Below are 16,809 nucleotides of genomic sequence, written 5' to 3'. Positions count from 1 at the left end.
AGCCTCCCGGTTTTGTTGTGCCCGGAATCTTTCGGTTTCATGCGGGAATTTTATTCGGGATATTGCAGGCGTTCTGCAAGTTTGTATTCGGATAATATTTTTCAAAGTGAAGGTGATATTTATTTATTGTTTAATTTGAGTAATGTTGGTTCTGTTTGTAGGAGCGCTCTGTAAATTTTCTTGTTGCTTGACTGTTGTCTGTTGCTGAGCAAGCTTTTTAATCAATTGTATGGAATTGGTTAAAAGGCGGTCATGGGAAGTGACTGCTTTCTACGGACGGAACAGAAGATGAAGAAAACATGGGAAGTTAATCGCAAACCTGCGGTATCGGATACCGCAATGCTTCGTGTTACGGTGCGTGCCGGCCTGTTCTTCGACGGAACGGGCAATAATCGCTCCAATAGCCAGACAGGCGCCGATTGCCGCGCCATGATGGAGGTCAATGACGGCAGACATATCGTCGAGTGTGGAGGACGGCACTCCGACCCCAATAGCAGTTACAGCAATGATCTGAGTAATATCGCTCGGCTGGTTGCACTTTATCGCCATCAGTATGTCGCCAGAAACGATGGTGAGGGCCTGAAAGTTTACTGGCCCGTTTATATCAGCGGCGCAGGTACAACTTCCGGAGAAGGGGATACTCTCTGGCTCGGACAGAGCTTCGGGCGCGGTTCCACGGGGGTTGTGGCCAAGGCCGAACATGCCGTCAGGAAGCTGGGCTCTCGCCTGAAGGCGTTTGCCCTGGATAATCCCGGATGCGTCATCGAAGCCCTTGAACTGGATGTTTTCGGTTTCAGCCGTGGCGCTGCCTCGGCCCGGCATTTTGTCAATGAAGTGCTCAAGCAGGCCCAGGGGGCGCTCGAACCGGCCCTGGCAAGTCGCAAGGTCCCGCTGGGGCCGGATTTCGGCTGGGACAAGGGCAGCGTCAGGCTCAAGGTCATCGGACTGTTCGACACGGTGGCTGCCATTGGCAGTTTGAAGGATCTCTACAATGTTCGCGACTCGGCCAGCAACAGGGTCAATCTCTATCTGCCGCCTGGATGCGCCCAGCAGGTACTTCATCTGGTGGCACGGGATGAGTCGCGGCGCAACTTTGCCCTCAACAGCATTACCCCTGACTGGAGCCGGGAGATTGTGTTGCCCGGAGCCCATGCCGACATTGGCGGCGGTTACCATCCGCAGATGGAAGAAAAGCTGCTCCTGACCCGGCCAAGGTTAAGCATGGTTTATCGCGACACTCCCTGTGAGTCGAGTGCGGCCTGGTTGCAGGCCCAGGAAGACCTGCTGGCCCTGGATGCCGGGCAATGGATTGATCCCCGGGATCGGCAGGCCTCACTGAAGGTGGAGTGCTCCGAAATCTGTGGCCGGGGGCGCACGACCGCTCTGGGACGCAAGACGGTCGTGGCGGCAGCCTGTTTGCGTCGCCAGGTGTTCGGGCATCTGTCGCGAGTCTATCTGCGTGTCATGCATGCACTGGCCTGTGATGAAGGCGTGCCGTTCGAGCCGGTTCCCGATACCGCAGAACTGCGGCTCGTTCCGGAGCTGGAAAGCATCTGCCGCAAGTTGATCGGCTATGCCCGCGGCGGTGCCTACACGCTGGACGAGCGAGAGGAATGCCTGCTGCGCTGGCGCTATATTCATCACTCCGCCCACTGGAATGCAATCATTGGCAGGGTCGGCAGTTTCAGTGATGCGGTATTCGTGCATGCACCGCAGCCAGGTGGCCGGGTCCGGTACCCGAACGCGAGTCAGTCCGGATACCGGCATTGAGTCGTGCGAGGTTATGGGCTCTTGTGCAGCAATACATTGAGTTCGTCGACCACAGGAGCCCAGTCGGCATCTTCGCGAAGTTCTTCTTTCAGGAAGCGGGCCTGTTGAGGTGTCCAGAACTCGGCGTCGATCAGTTTCACATCGTCAGGCAGTGAGTGGTTGGCAATGAAGTTCTGGATGCTATCCTCATCCGAGTCCAGGCCCAGTTGGGCGAACAGGTTGGGCAGAGAGTGGGTTGGCAATTCCATGTCATCTCCTTGGCTGCAGGGTTGGCCTTCGTTCTTTATCGGAGTGTCGACGACGGGCAGAGTTCGACGAACCTTTTATTCATCCGGCGACAGGTGCTAATGTCTGTCCCGCGTGCCGAACCGAGCCGCTTTTCCTGCCTCTGATATTTCTCTGTACAAAAAGGTATATAGGCCGCTGGCGTTGTCTGTCGGTAGAATCCGCCTCCAGCCTGCCCGGCAGGGTGGCGACCATGGAATCATCGCTCGCAGTTTCAGTGCGTGTCAGCAGGTATTTCAGCCGCTCCGGCGGCCTGTAAGGATGCTTATTCTTTCACTGTCCTGGTTTTGCCAGGCAGCTTATTTTCATGTTCGAGGATTTGTACATTGGCTGTAAGTAACCTGGATACCCATTCTCTGTTTGTGCTCGGTGATCTACGTGCGCAGTTGGTCAAGCAGTTCCAGTCACGTTTTGTCTATGTCACCGAGCAGTCGCCCGATGGCATCTACATGTCCGAAATCGACACCGAAACAGCAATGGTGGTCGATGACAAACCGCGCCTTGAACTCAAGGTCGGGGACCATTTTCGCGCCTCGGTTCTGCCCAGTCGCGAAGGTGGAAAGTTTGAGCTGAAGTTTCGTGATATCAAGTTCACTGTCTACGGTCTGGGCGATTACGCCTATGTCGATATTCCCGAAGGCCACGGCATCGTGTTCAAGGAGGGGCATGCAGTGTTCATGGTCTTTGCGGCCAATGAGCAATTGCAGGGCGGCTTGAGCAAGCCTCTCAAGGCGGCCATCGGCAAGGCTGCCAAATGGCGCAAGGGTGAGCTGACCTTCAAGGCCAGTGAGTGATTGAAGTTTCTTCGCGAGCAGGGCCGCCCGCGAAGCCATCAATGACGGTTCAGTTCTCGACCGATTCCCGGGCGGGACGATCGCCGCTGACTTCCGGCGGAACATCGTTATCCCCGGCCATGCGCTTGCGGAACAGCCCGGTACGGGCCAGCAGCAACGTGGTGACCGGCACGGTGATCGACAGCAGGACAGGAATCAGCCAGGCATGAATCACCGGCCCGGATTTCAGCGCCGAGAAATAAATGATCGAAGCCAGTGCAACGAACCAGGCTCCCAGCGTGGACGCCAGAGCAGGCGGGTGCATGCGCTGGAAAAAGCTCTTCAGGCGCAACAGGCCCAGAGCGCCGGTCAAGGCGAACACACTGCTGGCAACCAGTAGCAACGAAGTAATGACCTGCACCCAGAAGGGAATGTTCTGCAGCGAATTCATTCGATCACCTCTCCGCGCAACAGGAATTTGGCCAGGGCAAAGGAGCCGACGAAACCGAACAGGGCGATCAGCAGGGCGGCCTCGAAATAGGTGTCACTGGCATAACGTATGCCCAGCACCAGCATCATCAGCATGGCGATGACATACAGGTAATCCAGTGCCAGGACGCGATCCTGTGCCGACGGTCCCCTGAACAGGCGAATCAGGGTGATCACCATCGCCAGGGCAAAAATGAACAGGCTGAGCAGAATGGCATTGTCGAGCAGGGCCGTCATTCGAAAATCTCCATCAAGGGGCGCTCATAAGCTGTCTTGAAGTGCTTGATGAATTGCGCTTCATCTTCCAGATCGAACACATGCATCAGCAGAATGCTGCGGTCCAGTGCCAGTTCCGACCAGACGGTGCCGGGCACCACGGTCGTGACCATCGCCAGTGCGGCCAGGCCGCTGGGGTCGCGCATGTCCAGTGGCACCTTGACGAACGCCGAACGTGGCGGGCGGCGTTTGAGGTTCCAGACCGACATGAATACCTGCAGGTTTGAGATCAGCGTGTCATAGCCCACCCGCAGGAAAAACTTCAGGATCCTGCCCGGTTTGCGAATGCGCACCGGGGTCGGGCGCAAAGGCGCCATGAGCAGGGGGGCCAGAAAGCCGAATATGGCACCCAGCAGTACCGTACCTGGGCTGATGGAAAGATTCAGCACCAGCCATAACACCCACAGCGCCAGTGAAAACCATGGGGCGGGGAAGAAAAATCTCATCATGGCTGCACCTGCGAAACGGCCTGGGTGCCGGTCGGTCCTGGCACGGGGCGTGTGGCCATGACCGATTGCACATACTGAGTCGGGTTATGCAAGGCGGCAGCTGTGTCCTGTGTGTAGCGCAACAGCGGTTCCGCCTTGATCGTCAGGGCAATGCACAGGCCCAGCAGAATAATGATGGGCAGGCATTCATTGCGCCGCAGCAGCGGCGAAGGGCTTTCCAGCGGGGTCCAGAAACGCTGGACGCCGAGGCGAGAAAAGGCAATCAGCGATGCCAGACCCGAGAAGATCAGCAAGCCAATCAACATCCATCCTTGAGTGGAAATGGCTTCGTCCTTTGCCACGTCCAGCCCTAGCGGGTTGAGCAGCGCGCTGAGCAGTGTCAGTTTGCCGATGAATCCCGAGAGCGGTGGCATGCCGATGATCAGCAGGGCGCAGGCTATGAAACTCAGACCCAGAAAAGCCATGGTCATTGGAATGACTTGCCCGACCACGGCCTTCTGCTCGTCGTCCAGGTTGGTGCCCGGCGGCGGGTGCAGGGATTCCATGTTACGCGGCAATTGGTCCGCATCGTCTTCGAGGGGGATCTCGTTGGAGGAGCGTGAGCGCTCGATCAGTTCACCCAGCAGGAACATTGCGCTCAGCGCCAGGGTCGAGCTGACCAGATAGAACAGCGCTCCCGAAGTCAGGCTCGGCTGGGCAAAGCCGATGGCCGCCAGCAGAATGCCCGCCGAAACCAGAATGCTCAGGCTGGCCAGACGCTCCAGGCGCTGCGCGGCAATAATCGCCACTGCTGCGGTAACGATTGTTGCCATGCCGCCATAGATCAGCCAGTCCCCGCCGAAGAATGCCGAAGGCCCGGCCTGTTCGGAAAACAGCAGCGTCCACAGGCGCAACAGGGTGTAGATGCCGACCTTGGTCATGATGGCGAACATCGCTGCAACCGGTGCACTGGCTGCCGAGTAGGCCGGCACCAGCCAGAAGTTCAGCGGCCACATGCCGGCCTTGGCCAGAAAGGCGGTGGCCAGGATCGCTGCGCCCGCGTGCAGCAGGCCGAGGTCGGATTCCGGAACCTGAGGAATCTTGATCGCCAGATCAGCCAGGTTGAGGGTGCCCGTTACGCCGTAGATCAATGCAGCACCAATCAGGAACAGCGACGAGGCCAGCAGGTTGATGGAGATGTAATGCAGGCCCGCCGACACCCGGGCGCGCCCGGAGCCGTGCAGCATCAAACCGTAGGATGCCGCCAGCAAGACTTCGAAGAACACGAACAGGTTGAACAGGTCGGCGGTCAGGAAGGCACCGTACAGGCCCATCAACTGTATCTGGAACAAGGCGTGGAAGCTGGCACCTGCCCGGTCCCAGCGTGCCAGTGCGAACAGCAGCGCGCATACGGCAATGATGCCGGTCAGCACCAGCATCAGGGCCGACAGGTGATCCACCACCAGCACGATACCGAACGGCACTTCCCAGTTGCCCGGCAGATAGACCCCGATGCTGCCAGTGGTACCGCTCTTCTGGACCCACAACAGCAATGTGATGGAAATCGCCAGCCCGAGCATGCTCGACAGCAGGTTGATGCGGCCCTTGAGCGGCCTGTGTTTTTCGCCCAGCCAGAGCATCAGCCCGGCGGTCACCAATGGCAACAGGATGGGAGCAACAATCAGTTGGTTCATCCAGCTCATGCCTTGGGCTCCCTGCCATCCACATGGTCAGTGCCGGTCAGGCCGCGGGACGCCAGCAGCACGACCAGAAACAGAGCCGTCATGGCAAAGCTGATGACGATTGCGGTCAGTACCAGCGCCTGGGGCAGGGGATCGGTGTAGTTGAGCAGGTCCTGAGGGATGCCGTCCTTGATGATGGGCTCCTTGCCGATGAACAGGCTGCCCATGCTGAAAATGAACAGGTTCACGCCATAGGACAGCAGACACAGACCCATCACCACCTGAAAGGTACGCGGGCGCAGTATCAGCCAGACACCGGATGCAGCGAGAACGCCAATGGCGACTGCGATGACTTCTTCCATCAGACGGCTCCTTGTGTAGTCGCGGATTCGGCCGCAGGGCGGACAATCGGTTTCGGCAACTGGGTCGGACGATGGCTGCGCACCGACTGGTGGGCCAGCGCAGTGAGGATCAACAGCGTCGAGCCGACGACCACTGCATAGACGCCTACATCGAAGAACAGGGCGCTGGCGAAATGGACTTCGCCGAGTATCGGCAGGTCCAGATGCGCGGTATGAGTGGTCATGAACGGATACCCCAGCGCCATGGAAACCAGGCCGGTGATGACAGCGCACAGCAGACCGGTGCCCATCCAGCGCAGAGGTCGCAGGCTCATCTGCGCCTCGACCCACTGAGTTCCGGCAACCATGTATTGCAGGATGAACGCCACCGACATCACCAGACCGGCGACGAACCCGCCGCCCGGCTGGTTGTGGCCGCGCATGAACAGGTACATCGAAACCATGAACGCGATGGGCAGCAGCAGGCGTACCAGCGCAGCCGGCACCATCATGAAGCCCAGTGCCGTATCGCTTGCGCTGCGCGGGTTGATCAGGTCAGTGACCACGTCACGGGCCAGCAGGCGTTGCTGGGCGGGCAGGGGGATGCTTTCCTTGGGGGGACGGAAACGACGCAGCAAGGCGAATACCGTCAGGGCAACGGCGGCCAGTACCGTGATTTCCCCGAAGGTGTCGAAGCCGCGGAAATCCACCAGCATCACGTTGACCACGTTGGTGCCGCCACCTTCGGGCAATGCCCGGCTCAGGTAGAACGAAGAGATGGCGTTGGGCGTCTGGCGGGTCAGCATGGCATAGGACAGCAAGGCCATGCCTGCACCGACCAGTACGGACAGCGTCAGGTCGCGAATGCGTCGGGTACGGGCATTGAGTCGCGAACTCACCGAGGGCGCGACATCTTCGTTACGGCGTGGCATCCAGCGCAGTCCCAGCAGGATCAGCACGGTGGTCACCACTTCGACCACCAGTTGGGTCAGCGCCAGATCGGGTGCCGAGAACCAGACAAAGGTGATGCAGGTCATCAGGCCGCAGACACTGACCATGATCAGCGCAGCCAGACGGTGATACTTGCCTTGCCATGCAGCTCCGAGGGCGCAGGCAATCGCGATCAGCCACAGGGTTACAAACACTCCGGAGCCCGGAATCTTCGGCCGGTCACCCCAGGTCAGGCCGCTGAAGTACATCGGAATAAAGCCCAGCACCGCTGCCGTCAGAACCAGCATGAACAATTGTGGCTGGAGACGACGGGTACTGACCTGACGCTCGAAGCGTCGAGCCCACTGCATCAGGATCACCTGACAACGTTCGAAAAACAGCTTGCCGTTGAGCCTCGATACCAGTGGCGGGCCGACAAAGCGTTCCTGGCGGAACGACTTGCGCAGCAGCAGATACAGCGTAATGCCACCGGCCATGGCGATCAGACTCATGATCATCGGTGCGTTCCAGCCGTGCCAGATCGCCAGGCTGTACTCGGGCAACGTATCGCCCACTACCGGCTGTGCAGCGGCGGCGAGCAGTGGAGCGACCGATTGAGCCGGGAAAATACCGACCACCAGACAGGCCATCACCAGCAACTCCACCGGCGCACGCATCCAGCGTGGCGGTTCGTGGGGCAGCAGGGGAAGGTCTTTTGCCGCCGGGCCGAAAAACACATCCACGGTAAAGCGCAGGGAGTAGGCGACGCTGAAGGCCCCGGCAATGGTCGCGATGATGGGCAGCGCCATTTCTACCCAGGCGGTGGCAGAAATGAATACGGTTTCGGCGAAGAACATCTCTTTGGACAGGAAGCCGTTGAGCAACGGCACCCCCGCCATCGAAGCACTGGCAACCATGGCCAGTGTCGCGGTGTAAGGGATCAGCTTTATCAGCCCGCTGAGACGCCGGATATCCCGTGTTCCGCTTTCATGGTCGATGATCCCTGCCGCCATGAACAGTGAAGCCTTGAAGGTGGCGTGGTTGAGGATGTGGAACACGGCCGCAACGGCCGCCAGCGGGCTGTTGAGGCCCAGCAGCAGAGTGATCAGGCCCAGATGGCTGATGGTCGAGTAGGCCAGCAGCCCCTTGAGGTCGTTCTGGAAAATGGCGGCGTAGGCGCCCAGCACCAGTGTGCAGGCACCGGCCCCGCTGACGATCCAGAACCACTGTTCGGTGCCGGACAGCGAAGGCCACAGGCGCGCAAGCAGAAACACCCCGGCCTTGACCATGGTTGCCGAGTGCAGATAAGCCGAGACCGGCGTCGGCGCGGCCATGGCGTGGGGCAGCCAGAAGTGAAACGGAAACTGTGCGCTCTTGCTCAAGGCGCCGATCAGGATCAGGGTCAATAACACCGGGTACAGTGCATGGGCACGGATCGCTTCGCCCGAGGCCAGCACGCGGTCCAGGTCATAACTGCCCACCACATGGCCCAGCATCAGGACGCCCACCAGCAACGCCAGACCGCCAGCGCCCGTGACCATCAGTGCCATGTAAGCGCCGCGTCGTGCGTCATTGCGATGGTGCCAGTAACCGATCAGCAGGAAGGAAAAGACACTGGTCAGTTCCCAGAAAAACACGATCTGGATCAGGTTGCCGGAGATCACCAGCCCCAGCATTGCCCCCATGAACGCCAGGAAAAACGCAAAGAAACGCGGAACAGGATCGTCCGGTGACATGTAATAGCGGGCATACAAGGACACCAGCGTGCCGATGCCCAGCACCATCATCGAAAACATCCAGGCAAACCCGTCCATGCGCAGGACGAAATTCAGTCCCAGGCTGGGCAGCCAGAAGTATTCTTCACGAATCACACCGCCGTCGGCGATCTGCGGGAACCACAACGCCACCTGCACGGCACCGATCAGAGCGATCATGCCAGCGAGCAGGGATTCGGCGTTACGCGCGTTGTGCGGCAAAAGGGCCGCCAGACAGCTGCCGATGAAAGGCAGAAGCAGTAGAACTATCAGAGACATAGGCTTCTAATCTGCAGGGAAATGTCAAGCATCATACGTGCCAGACGTCGCATCTCCAAACTCAGAGCCTCAGGAATTTCCTACAAGAAGTGTCTGTTTTAAACCTGTGAGCCTTGCAGGACGTGGATCCGGCGTCATTGATCCAGTCGCTGGATGCCTTCTTCCTGCTCCGTTTCCTGTTCCTGAGGCCGGGCCCGCGCCTTCATTTCACTGACAATCACGCCAGCGACAATCAGCGCCGCACCCAGCAATGCGATACCCGGCAGACGTTCACCGGCCAGCCGTCCGGCAATCCCGGCCCAGACCGGCTCCCCGGCATAGATCACGGTGGCTCGGGTCGGGGATACGCTCTTCTGTGCCCAGTTCATGGCGACCTGGATAACTGCGCTCATGGCACCCAGGCCAACGGCACTGATAACCAGCAGCCAGGAAAAGCCCGGCAGGCTCTCGCCGGTGGGAACGATCATCAGAAACGCCAGCATCGAGGCGGTAGCCAGTTGCACGACAGTGACCCGTCGTACATCGACCTTGCCGGCATAGGCACCGATCATGATGATTTCGGCAGCAATCGCCACGGCGCTGATGATGGTGGCAATCTCGCCAGGACTGAATTGCAACGATGCGCCTTCCGGCCCCGAGAGCAGTATCAGCCCGCTGAAGGCCAGCGCAATGCCCAGGCTGGGCATCAGGCCGGGACGACGTCCCAGCACCAGCCATTGCAGCAAGGGCACGCAAGGGACATACAATGCGGTGATGAACGCCGACTGGCTGCTGGGGATGCTCTGCAGGCCGATGGTCTGCAGCCCGTAGCCGAGCATGATCGAAATGCCGATGAATATACCGGCCCTGAGTTCAAGCAAAGTCAGTTCGCGCATGGTTTTCATCGAGAACAGCGCTACGATGCAGGCCGCGGCGGCAAATCGCAGGCCCACGAAAAACATCGGCCCGCTGACGGTCAGGGCGTGCTGGACGAGCAGGAAGGTGCCGCCCCACAGGACAGTGATCAGGATCAGTACCGCTTCAGCCTTGCTGACACGCGGTACTCGGCGAATGGAGGTCATGAGGGTTTTCCAGGCTTTTAAAGCCTTGCATGCAATGGGATACGCAACACACAATGCGTCGCAAAATGTGGGCAGTATAATGCGCAAAGGGTTCAGATGAGCAATATCGTGCACAAAGAAAATTCCCAGCGTGCCCCCGTGCTGCAGCATGTCAGCCATAACGTTCGCCGTCTGCGTAATGGGGCAGGGCTGAGCCAGAGCGCTCTGGCGGAAAAGTCCGGCGTCAGCCGCCGCATGCTGGTGGCTATCGAGGCGGGAGAGAAGAATGTCAGCCTCGCAACGCTGGACCGGGTGGCCGAGGCGCTTGAGGTGGCCTTCAGCGACTTGATTCAGGCACCCGAGCTGGCGGATCACAGCCGTATCAACGAACTGGCCTGGGAAGGCACCCGACCGGGCAGCAAGGCTGTGCTGCTGGCCAAGGCCCTTGCCCGGCGCGAGGTCGAGTTGTGGGAGTTCACGCTCGAGCCCGGGGATGCCTACGCATCCGAGGCCGATCCCGAAGGCTGGAGCGAGCAGGTCTACGTCGTCGAAGGGTATCTGACCGTAAGCTTTGCCGAGCGTGACAGGCAGCATCGGGTCGGTCCTGGCGAATTCTTCATGTTCCCCAGCAACCAGCCACACACTTATCGCAATGAAGGTGAGATTACCCTGCGTTTCGTACGCAATGTGGTGCTGTAAATACAGACTTCCCAGCAATCAGCCCGAGGCGATGTTCGATGCGCGATGACAAGATCCTGCCTGCCGTAGCCGATGTCCTGATCATTGGTGGAGGCCTGAGCGGCACCATGCTGGCAGTCCAGTTGTTGCGCCAGCCCGGCATGCGACGAATCCTGATCGTCGAGCCCCGGGCCGAACTGGGCAGGGGAGAAGCCTACAGCGCCACTGAGCCGGGACATACCCTCAATGGCAATGCTGCCCGCATGAGTGCCGATCCCGATAATCCTGATGACCTGACCCAGTGGCTGACCCAGTACCTGGCCGACGGCGGCTGGCCTGAATCAAGGGAGCAGTCGGTGCCGGTGTCGGTGATGTTTCCGCCACGGGGCGTCTTCGGGTTGTATGTGCAGCAGCGTCTGCGGGAGGCTCAGGCGGCCGGACAGGTTCACGGCTCCAGCGTCGAGCATGTTCGCGGGGAAGCGGTCGATCTGCTGACCAAAGAGTCGGGTGTCACTGTCACCCTGGCCGACGGGACAGAATTGCAGGGCCGTTTCGCGGTGCTGGCAACGGGCATGTACGCGGCCTCACGTACGCCTCAGCATCATTCCAATGGCCTCAATGCGGCAGCGCTCGACCCCTGGAATGTCGAGGCCATGCGCCGGCTGGATCCTCAGTCCACGGTTCTGATCATCGGTTCCGGGCTGACCATGGTCGATGCCGTGGTGTCCTTGCAGCAGTCCGGGCACCGTGGCCCCATCCGGGTGTTTTCCCGCCATGGCCTGCTGCCTCATGTCCGCCGTCAGCCGCCGGAGTGGGCCGACTTCCTCGAACAGGACCACAGTATTCGCAGCACCCGGCAATTGGTACGCAAGGTGCGCGAACAGTGTGAGCTGGCCATCGAAAGCGGTATCGACTGGCAAGCACCTCTGGATACGGTACGGGCCAATATCGGCCGTTTGTGGAACCAGGCTTCCGATCGCCAGCGCCGTCAGTTCGTCAGGCATGTTCGGCCCTGGTGGGAAAGCCATCACCATCGTTCGCCGCCGCCCAGTGCTGCGCTGCTTGCAGACCTGGTGCAACAGGGGCGGCTGACCATTCAGGCGGCCTCTTTGCAAGGGGTGAAGTCCCTGTCTCAGGGGCGGGTGCACATTCAGATCCGGCATCGCGGTCAGAGCCAGTCGTCACTGGTTGCCGGAGATGCCCTGATCAACTCCACGGGTATCGAATACGACTGGCGTCGGGTAGACCGTCCCTTGCCACGTCAACTGCTGGCCCGGGGCCTGATTCAGCCAGGGCCTCTGGCGTTGGGAATTGCCGCCGAGCGCGACGGAGCGGTTCTCGATGCCAAAGGACGACGTTCACCGCGTCTGTTTGCCATGGGCCCGCCGCTGCGGGGCATGTGGTGGGAAAGTACCGCGGTGACCGATGTGGCGATCCAGTCCAAGGCCCTGGCCCTGCACCTGACCGCCTTGCTCTCAGACCGATAGGTGCAGCATCTGCTCGCCTTGCAGGTTTTCACCGGGGCGGCGTTTGTTGACGGCCAGTTCGCCGATGCGGATCAGATGCGCCCGGGTGACATTGCGGGTCAGGCCCAGCAGGTTGGCGGTGTGCACCTGATTGTGATGGCAGAAGCGATAGGCTGCTCTTAGCAGGGCATCTTCGACTTTTTCATGCAGCGCACCGGCCTGTTCTTCAAACAGCTTCTGGAAGGCACGCTTGAGCAGTTCTTCCGCTGACTCATCGCCTCTTGGCACCTCTTCCTGACGCTCGATCCTCAGGTTCGAAAGGCGCAGGTCTTCATGCTGGATAACCCCGTTACGGCAGACCAGCAAGGTGTGATGGATAACGTTTTCCAGCTCGCGAATATTACCCGGCCAACTGTAGCTCTTGAGCTTGAGTTCGGCTTCCGGACTGATGCGTATCGGGCCGTAGTTCAGGCGCTGGCTATAGATATCGATGAAGTGCCGGGCCAGCGGCAGAATATCTCCAGGTCGCTCGCGCAGCGGGCTCAATTCCAGATTCACCACGTCCAGCCGGTAATACAGATCCTCGCGGAAATGTCCGGCATTGATGGCTTTTTCCAGTTGCACATTGGTCGCGGCCAACACCCTCACGTTGATGGGAATGCTTTTGCGTGAACCCAGGCGTACTACCTCGCGTTCCTGCAAGACACGCAGCAACTTGACCTGCAGAGGCATGGACAGGTCGCCGATTTCATCCAGAAACAGCGTGCCGCCATCGGCCTCTTCAAACCAGCCGGACTTGGCGCTCAGGGCACCGGTAAAGGCACCTTTCTCGTGGCCGAACAGTTCGGCCTCGATCAGGGATTCCGAGAACGCACCGCAGTTGACCGCCACGAAAGGTTTGTCGCGGCGGTGACTGAGTTCGTGAAGATGTCGAGCCACCAGTTCCTTGCCGGTGCCGGTTTCCCCGATGATCAGCACACTGGCATCGCTGGGTGCCACTTGCTGCACGTGAGCCAGCAAGTCTCGGGATTTGGGGTCCTCGAAAACCTGGGCCGTGGCCCGGATCGAAGTCGCCAGGGCCGGCGAGGGCGGCAGGGTCAGCAGTTGCACAGACATCACTTGGCCTGCGGTGGCAGATCATTGGCGATCATTTCGCCAAAGGGGCCGGTAAGGTTGGTGATGCCGCGTCCTGCCAGGCTGGCATAAGGCTCAGGCAGCAGCGGGAAAACCAGCTCGGCGAAGCGATAGGCTTCTTCCAGATGCGGGTAGCCGGAGAAGATAAAACTCTCGATGCCCAGATCCGCATATTCCTTGATGCGTGCCGCGACTTCCTGCGGATTGCCCACCAGAGCCGTCCCTGCACCACCACGTACCAGGCCCACGCCTGCCCACAGGTTCGGGGCGATTTCCAGATTGTCGCGACGACCGTCATGCAGGGCAGCCATGCGGCGCTGACCTTCGGAGTCGAAGCGGGCGAAGGACTTCTGTGCGGCAGCGATGGTTTCATCGCTGATGTGTTCGATCAGGGTGCTGGCGGCTTTCCAGGCTTCTTCGCTGGTTTCGCGCACGATCACATGCAGGCGGATACCGAATTTGACGGTGCGGCCCTTGCGGGCTGCACGCTCGCGGACATCGGCCAGTTTCTCGGCCACGGCAGCGGGTGGCTCCCCCCAGGTCAGGTAGACATCCACCTGATCGGCAGCCAGATCATGAGCGGCGTCGGAAGAACCACCAAAGTACAGCGGCGGATAAGGCTTCTGGATAGGCGGATACAACGCCTTGGCGTTCTGCACGCGCAGATGCTTGCCCTCGAAATCCACGGCTTCGCCCTGCAGCACGCGACGCCAGATTTTCAGGAACTCGTCGCTGACTTCGTAACGCTCGCTGTGATCGAGGAAGCTGCCGTCGCCACGGTTTTCATCCGGGTCGCCACCGGTGACCACGTTGATCAGCAGGCGACCGCCTGAGAGGCGATCCAGTGTCGCAGCCATGCGCGCTGAAACCGTCGGTGAAATGATTCCCGGACGAATCGCCACCAGAAACCTCAGGCGTTCGGTCAGCGGCACCAGCGCCGAAGCGATGACCCAGGAGTCTTCGCAGGAACGGCCGGTAGGAATCAACACACCGTGATAGCCCAGGTCATCGGCGGCCTGCGCCACCTGCTTCAGATAATTGAGAGTGACCGGGCGTGCGCCTTTGGTCGTACCCAGAAAATGACCATCGCCGTGGGTGGGAAGAAACCAGAAAACGTTCATGACAATTCCTTGGGAAGATCAGGCAGTGTTGATCGCTGGACAGTACCTACTGTTGCCTCGCAGACAGTTGGCTCACAGCACGGGAGTGGTGCCAGTTATAAAGGCTGCGATTTATTCCGTAAAAGAACTGAAATATATATTTTTATATCTTTATTGAATATAAAGGGGCGAGCTGTTTCTGAGGCAGCATTGGTTCTGTCCTCGTTAAGTGTTATGGGGGGCTGGTACAGCGCTGGTAATGATGCTGTAGGAGGCAGCTTGCTGGCGACAACGGTGGCGTCGCCAGCAAGCTGCCTCCTACGGTCCTCTGACGGACTTGCAACACTTAACGCAGATAGCGCCGCAGCATTTCACTGGGTGGATTGGGCTGCGAATTGCTGGCAGGCGTCTGGTTTCACAGCGCCTGCGAGGGGGCTATGTTATGGAGGAGGCATCTTGCAAAGATTGACAGCACTACCGAACTCAAGCATCAGATCCAGAAAGGATTTGAATGTGATCAGCGTCAGCACGCCAGTAATCCCCAGCACTGCCAAGGTCCATTCCTTTTCGGGCGACAGAGCAGGCATGCCTGGAGCGAAGTGAGCGGCGATGATAACCAGATTAAGCGCACTGACTACCAACGAAAGAATACAGAATGAAAAATAGATCCAGAATGCTGCCGGTATCCATTTGTGCTTCAGCGCAAACCAGTTACTTTCTGTTTTTACGAGTGCCATTCCTTTGATGAATCTCCTTACCGCTTTGCCAGGGTCGGCTTTATAGTCCAGTACATTGAAAATTTGTTGCGGGTCTGCATCGACTGGCCCCCAAGCCTGCTGAAAATTAGTCTGCAGATCGGCATTGCTGTCGGTTTTGTAGCTGTTGCGCAGATTTTTCTGATCTTGAAGACGCGCAGCAGCAGCCGAGGTTTTATTCTGATTACGCCTGTCAGAATGGGGTAGCCACCATTCGTAAAGGGTCATGGCAACGCCAATCAAGAGTAAAACGCCTCCCGTTATTTGTGAGTAACCGACATCATTTGCTGATGTAGTTGATGGTGGGTGCCCAAGGTGTGCCTGAAAAACCTGAGAAAGCAGGGCAATAATAAGCTCTGTCGTTCCGGGTATCACTAACATGATGCCCACCATGATTAACGTTTTACTTGGTTTGCCTACTATCCAACTGGTCAGTTGTTTGACAAGCGGAAGGATGTCCTCACGCCAGGTATTCCCTTGATTCATTCAATGACTACTCATTCGGATATTGATGCGGAATATAACGTTTTGAGTCCCGATTTCTTGAGTTCGAACTTTTATCTTTCATCATTGCACTGTTGCAATCATTAGTACTTGCATTCTCTTGAGGCATGAACACCCGTCGGGGCCGAGTTTTCTCCCTGACTCGCAACGCCCGTCACTGAGGCGAAACTTTTGCCTGCGCAGCCCTGTCATTTTTTACGATGAGCAACGGGAGACAGGTAATGGCAAGGGCAATATGGAAAGGAGCAATCAGTTTCGGGCTGGTGCATATTCCGGTGGCGCTGGTATCGGCGACTTCGTCCCAGGGTGTCGATTTCGACTGGCTCGACAAGCGCAGCATGGACCCGGTTGGCTACAAGCGCATCAACAAGGTGACGGGCAAGGAGGTGACCGGCCAGAACATCGTCAAGGGCGTGGAGTACGAGAAGGACCGCTATGTGGTGCTCAGCGAAGAGGAAATCCGCTCTGCTCACCCGCGAGCGACACAGACCATCGAGATTTTCGGTTTTGTCGACAGCCAGCAGATTCCCTTGCAAAACATCGACACGCCTTATTACCTGGCCCCGGACAAGCGGGGCGGCAAGGTCTATGCCTTGTTGCGCGAAACCCTGAAAGACACCCAAAAGGTAGCCTTGGCCAATGTGGTGCTCCATACCCGTGAGCATCTGGCCGCGGTCATGCCTCTGGACTCGGCACTGGTGCTGGTGATCCTGCGCTGGCCAGCCGATGTGCGAGGTCTGGACGAACTCGAACTGACCGAAGCGGTGACGGATGTCTCTCTGACCAAGAGCGAGCGTGACATGGCCAAGCGTCTGGTCAAGGACATGAGTGCCGATTGGCAGCCCGACGAGTACCGCGACACGTTTCAGGAAAAGATCATGCACCTGGTCGAAACCAAGGCCCGGGAAGGTCACCTCGAAGAGGTGGGGACCGATACCGCCGAAGAGGAACGTCAGAGTGCCGATGTTATCGATCTGACCGATCTGCTCAGGCGCAGCCTCGCGGGCAAGAGCACAACGAAGAGCAGCAAACCGGCCAGCAAAGGCAAACCCCGGCAGCCTGCCAAGCAGCGTCCGGCTACCAGGAAAGCCAGCAAGGCTTCCTGAGCGCTCCGGAGATAATTGA

At 58.8% G+C, this 16,809-nt stretch carries 16 protein-coding genes; 5 read left to right on the top strand and 11 right to left on the bottom strand.

What is annotated here, in order from left to right; genetic code table 11:
- Positions 1-288: 288 nt before the first annotated feature.
- Positions 289-1,770: a T6SS phospholipase effector Tle1-like catalytic domain-containing protein gene (locus JSY17_RS21175; protein ID WP_206402880.1), complete on the top strand. Its 1,482-nt coding sequence runs from the start codon at positions 289-291 to the stop codon at positions 1,768-1,770.
- An 11-nt stretch (positions 1,771-1,781) separates the two neighbouring features.
- Here the strand turns inward: JSY17_RS21175 and JSY17_RS21170 are convergent, their stop codons facing one another.
- Positions 1,782-2,018, bottom strand: a complete 237-nt coding sequence (locus tag JSY17_RS21170) for a DUF2789 domain-containing protein (protein ID WP_025259416.1) — start codon at positions 2,016-2,018, stop codon at positions 1,782-1,784.
- A 363-nt stretch (positions 2,019-2,381) separates the two neighbouring features.
- Between JSY17_RS21170 and JSY17_RS21165 the strand changes: the two genes are divergently transcribed.
- Positions 2,382-2,849, top strand: a complete 468-nt coding sequence (locus JSY17_RS21165) for a hypothetical protein (RefSeq protein ID WP_117166239.1) — start codon at positions 2,382-2,384, stop codon at positions 2,847-2,849.
- 49 nt (positions 2,850-2,898) lie between these two features.
- On the opposite strand, the gene JSY17_RS21160 is transcribed toward JSY17_RS21165, so the two are convergent.
- The 7 genes from JSY17_RS21160 to JSY17_RS21130 all read right to left on the bottom strand — a co-directional run bounded on the left by JSY17_RS21160 (position 2,899) and on the right by JSY17_RS21130 (position 10,068).
- Positions 2,899-3,279, bottom strand: coding sequence for a Na+/H+ antiporter subunit G (locus tag JSY17_RS21160; RefSeq protein WP_117166238.1), 381 nt, complete (start codon positions 3,277-3,279; stop codon positions 2,899-2,901).
- Complete coding sequence (locus tag JSY17_RS21155; protein ID WP_117166237.1) at positions 3,276-3,554, bottom strand: K+/H+ antiporter subunit F; 279 nt, start codon at positions 3,552-3,554, stop codon at positions 3,276-3,278. The genes JSY17_RS21160 and JSY17_RS21155 overlap by 4 nt, the downstream gene beginning before the upstream one ends.
- Positions 3,551-4,039 carry a Na+/H+ antiporter subunit E gene (locus JSY17_RS21150; protein ID WP_200980506.1) on the bottom strand — a complete coding sequence of 163 codons (489 nt, stop codon included), beginning with the start codon at positions 4,037-4,039 and terminating at the stop codon, positions 3,551-3,553. Before JSY17_RS21150 ends, JSY17_RS21155 begins: the two co-directional genes overlap by 4 nt.
- A complete protein-coding gene (locus tag JSY17_RS21145) occupies positions 4,039-5,724 on the bottom strand; it encodes a monovalent cation/H+ antiporter subunit D (protein WP_206402879.1) in 1,686 nt (561 codons plus the stop codon). The genes JSY17_RS21150 and JSY17_RS21145 overlap by 1 nt, the downstream gene beginning before the upstream one ends.
- Positions 5,721-6,065 (bottom strand): Na+/H+ antiporter subunit C, encoded by a 345-nt coding sequence (locus tag JSY17_RS21140; protein WP_007251310.1) that lies wholly within the window; start codon positions 6,063-6,065, stop codon positions 5,721-5,723. Before JSY17_RS21140 ends, JSY17_RS21145 begins: the two co-directional genes overlap by 4 nt.
- A complete protein-coding gene (locus JSY17_RS21135; RefSeq protein WP_117183766.1) occupies positions 6,065-9,007 on the bottom strand; it encodes a monovalent cation/H+ antiporter subunit A in 2,943 nt (980 codons plus the stop codon). The genes JSY17_RS21140 and JSY17_RS21135 overlap by 1 nt, the downstream gene beginning before the upstream one ends.
- A 134-nt stretch (positions 9,008-9,141) precedes the next feature.
- Positions 9,142-10,068: a DMT family transporter gene (locus JSY17_RS21130; protein ID WP_200980477.1), complete on the bottom strand. Its 927-nt coding sequence runs from the start codon at positions 10,066-10,068 to the stop codon at positions 9,142-9,144.
- 108 nt (positions 10,069-10,176) lie between these two features.
- Here JSY17_RS21130 and JSY17_RS21125 point away from each other — a divergent pair, with 108 nt between their 5' ends.
- Both JSY17_RS21125 and JSY17_RS21120 read left to right on the top strand, forming a co-directional pair.
- Complete coding sequence (locus JSY17_RS21125; protein ID WP_117186350.1) at positions 10,177-10,746, top strand: helix-turn-helix domain-containing protein; 570 nt, start codon at positions 10,177-10,179, stop codon at positions 10,744-10,746.
- Positions 10,747-10,784: 38 nt separating this feature from the next.
- Positions 10,785-12,212, top strand: a complete 1,428-nt coding sequence (locus JSY17_RS21120) for an FAD/NAD(P)-binding protein (protein WP_117186306.1) — start codon at positions 10,785-10,787, stop codon at positions 12,210-12,212.
- Here JSY17_RS21120 and JSY17_RS21115 read toward each other — a convergent pair.
- From JSY17_RS21115 to JSY17_RS21105, 3 genes are all read right to left on the bottom strand, one after another.
- Positions 12,201-13,307 (bottom strand): sigma-54 interaction domain-containing protein, encoded by a 1,107-nt coding sequence (locus tag JSY17_RS21115; RefSeq protein ID WP_122370489.1) that lies wholly within the window; start codon positions 13,305-13,307, stop codon positions 12,201-12,203. The genes JSY17_RS21120 and JSY17_RS21115 overlap by 12 nt on opposite strands.
- Positions 13,307-14,446, bottom strand: a complete 1,140-nt coding sequence (gene ssuD / locus JSY17_RS21110; protein WP_117183762.1) for an FMNH2-dependent alkanesulfonate monooxygenase — start codon at positions 14,444-14,446, stop codon at positions 13,307-13,309. Before ssuD ends, JSY17_RS21115 begins: the two co-directional genes overlap by 1 nt.
- Before the next feature lie 419 nt (positions 14,447-14,865).
- Positions 14,866-15,666: a hypothetical protein gene (locus JSY17_RS21105; protein ID WP_206402877.1), complete on the bottom strand. Its 801-nt coding sequence runs from the start codon at positions 15,664-15,666 to the stop codon at positions 14,866-14,868.
- A 239-nt stretch (positions 15,667-15,905) separates the two neighbouring features.
- On the opposite strand from JSY17_RS21105, the gene ku reads away from it, so the two are divergent.
- Positions 15,906-16,790 carry a non-homologous end joining protein Ku gene (gene ku, locus JSY17_RS21100; protein WP_117186308.1) on the top strand — a complete coding sequence of 295 codons (885 nt, stop codon included), beginning with the start codon at positions 15,906-15,908 and terminating at the stop codon, positions 16,788-16,790.
- Positions 16,791-16,809 lie beyond the last annotated feature (19 nt).

The sequence above is a fragment of the Pseudomonas capsici genome (assembly GCF_017165765.1).
Lineage (GTDB): Bacteria > Pseudomonadota > Gammaproteobacteria > Pseudomonadales > Pseudomonadaceae > Aquipseudomonas > Aquipseudomonas capsici.
This window is presented reverse-complemented; position numbering and strand designations above follow the sequence as displayed.

Coding starts and splice junctions, on each gene's coding strand:
- JSY17_RS21175 (WP_206402880.1), top strand. CDS start 289: ATGAAGAAAACATGGGAAGTTAATCGCAAACCTGCGGTATCGGATACC.
- JSY17_RS21170 (WP_025259416.1), bottom strand. CDS start 2,018: ATGGAATTGCCAACCCACTCTCTGCCCAACCTGTTCGCCCAACTGGGC.
- JSY17_RS21160 (WP_117166238.1), bottom strand. CDS start 3,279: ATGAATTCGCTGCAGAACATTCCCTTCTGGGTGCAGGTCATTACTTCG.
- JSY17_RS21155 (WP_117166237.1), bottom strand. CDS start 3,554: ATGACGGCCCTGCTCGACAATGCCATTCTGCTCAGCCTGTTCATTTTT.
- JSY17_RS21150 (WP_200980506.1), bottom strand. CDS start 4,039: ATGAGATTTTTCTTCCCCGCCCCATGGTTTTCACTGGCGCTGTGGGTG.
- JSY17_RS21145 (WP_206402879.1), bottom strand. CDS start 5,724: ATGAGCTGGATGAACCAACTGATTGTTGCTCCCATCCTGTTGCCATTG.
- JSY17_RS21140 (WP_007251310.1), bottom strand. CDS start 6,065: ATGGAAGAAGTCATCGCAGTCGCCATTGGCGTTCTCGCTGCATCCGGT.
- JSY17_RS21135 (WP_117183766.1), bottom strand. CDS start 9,007: ATGTCTCTGATAGTTCTACTGCTTCTGCCTTTCATCGGCAGCTGTCTG.
- JSY17_RS21130 (WP_200980477.1), bottom strand. CDS start 10,068: ATGACCTCCATTCGCCGAGTACCGCGTGTCAGCAAGGCTGAAGCGGTA.
- JSY17_RS21120 (WP_117186306.1), top strand. CDS start 10,785: ATGCGCGATGACAAGATCCTGCCTGCCGTAGCCGATGTCCTGATCATT.
- JSY17_RS21115 (WP_122370489.1), bottom strand. CDS start 13,307: ATGTCTGTGCAACTGCTGACCCTGCCGCCCTCGCCGGCCCTGGCGACT.
- ssuD (WP_117183762.1), bottom strand. CDS start 14,446: ATGAACGTTTTCTGGTTTCTTCCCACCCACGGCGATGGTCATTTTCTG.
- JSY17_RS21105 (WP_206402877.1), bottom strand. CDS start 15,666: ATGAATCAAGGGAATACCTGGCGTGAGGACATCCTTCCGCTTGTCAAA.
- ku (WP_117186308.1), top strand. CDS start 15,906: ATGGCAAGGGCAATATGGAAAGGAGCAATCAGTTTCGGGCTGGTGCAT.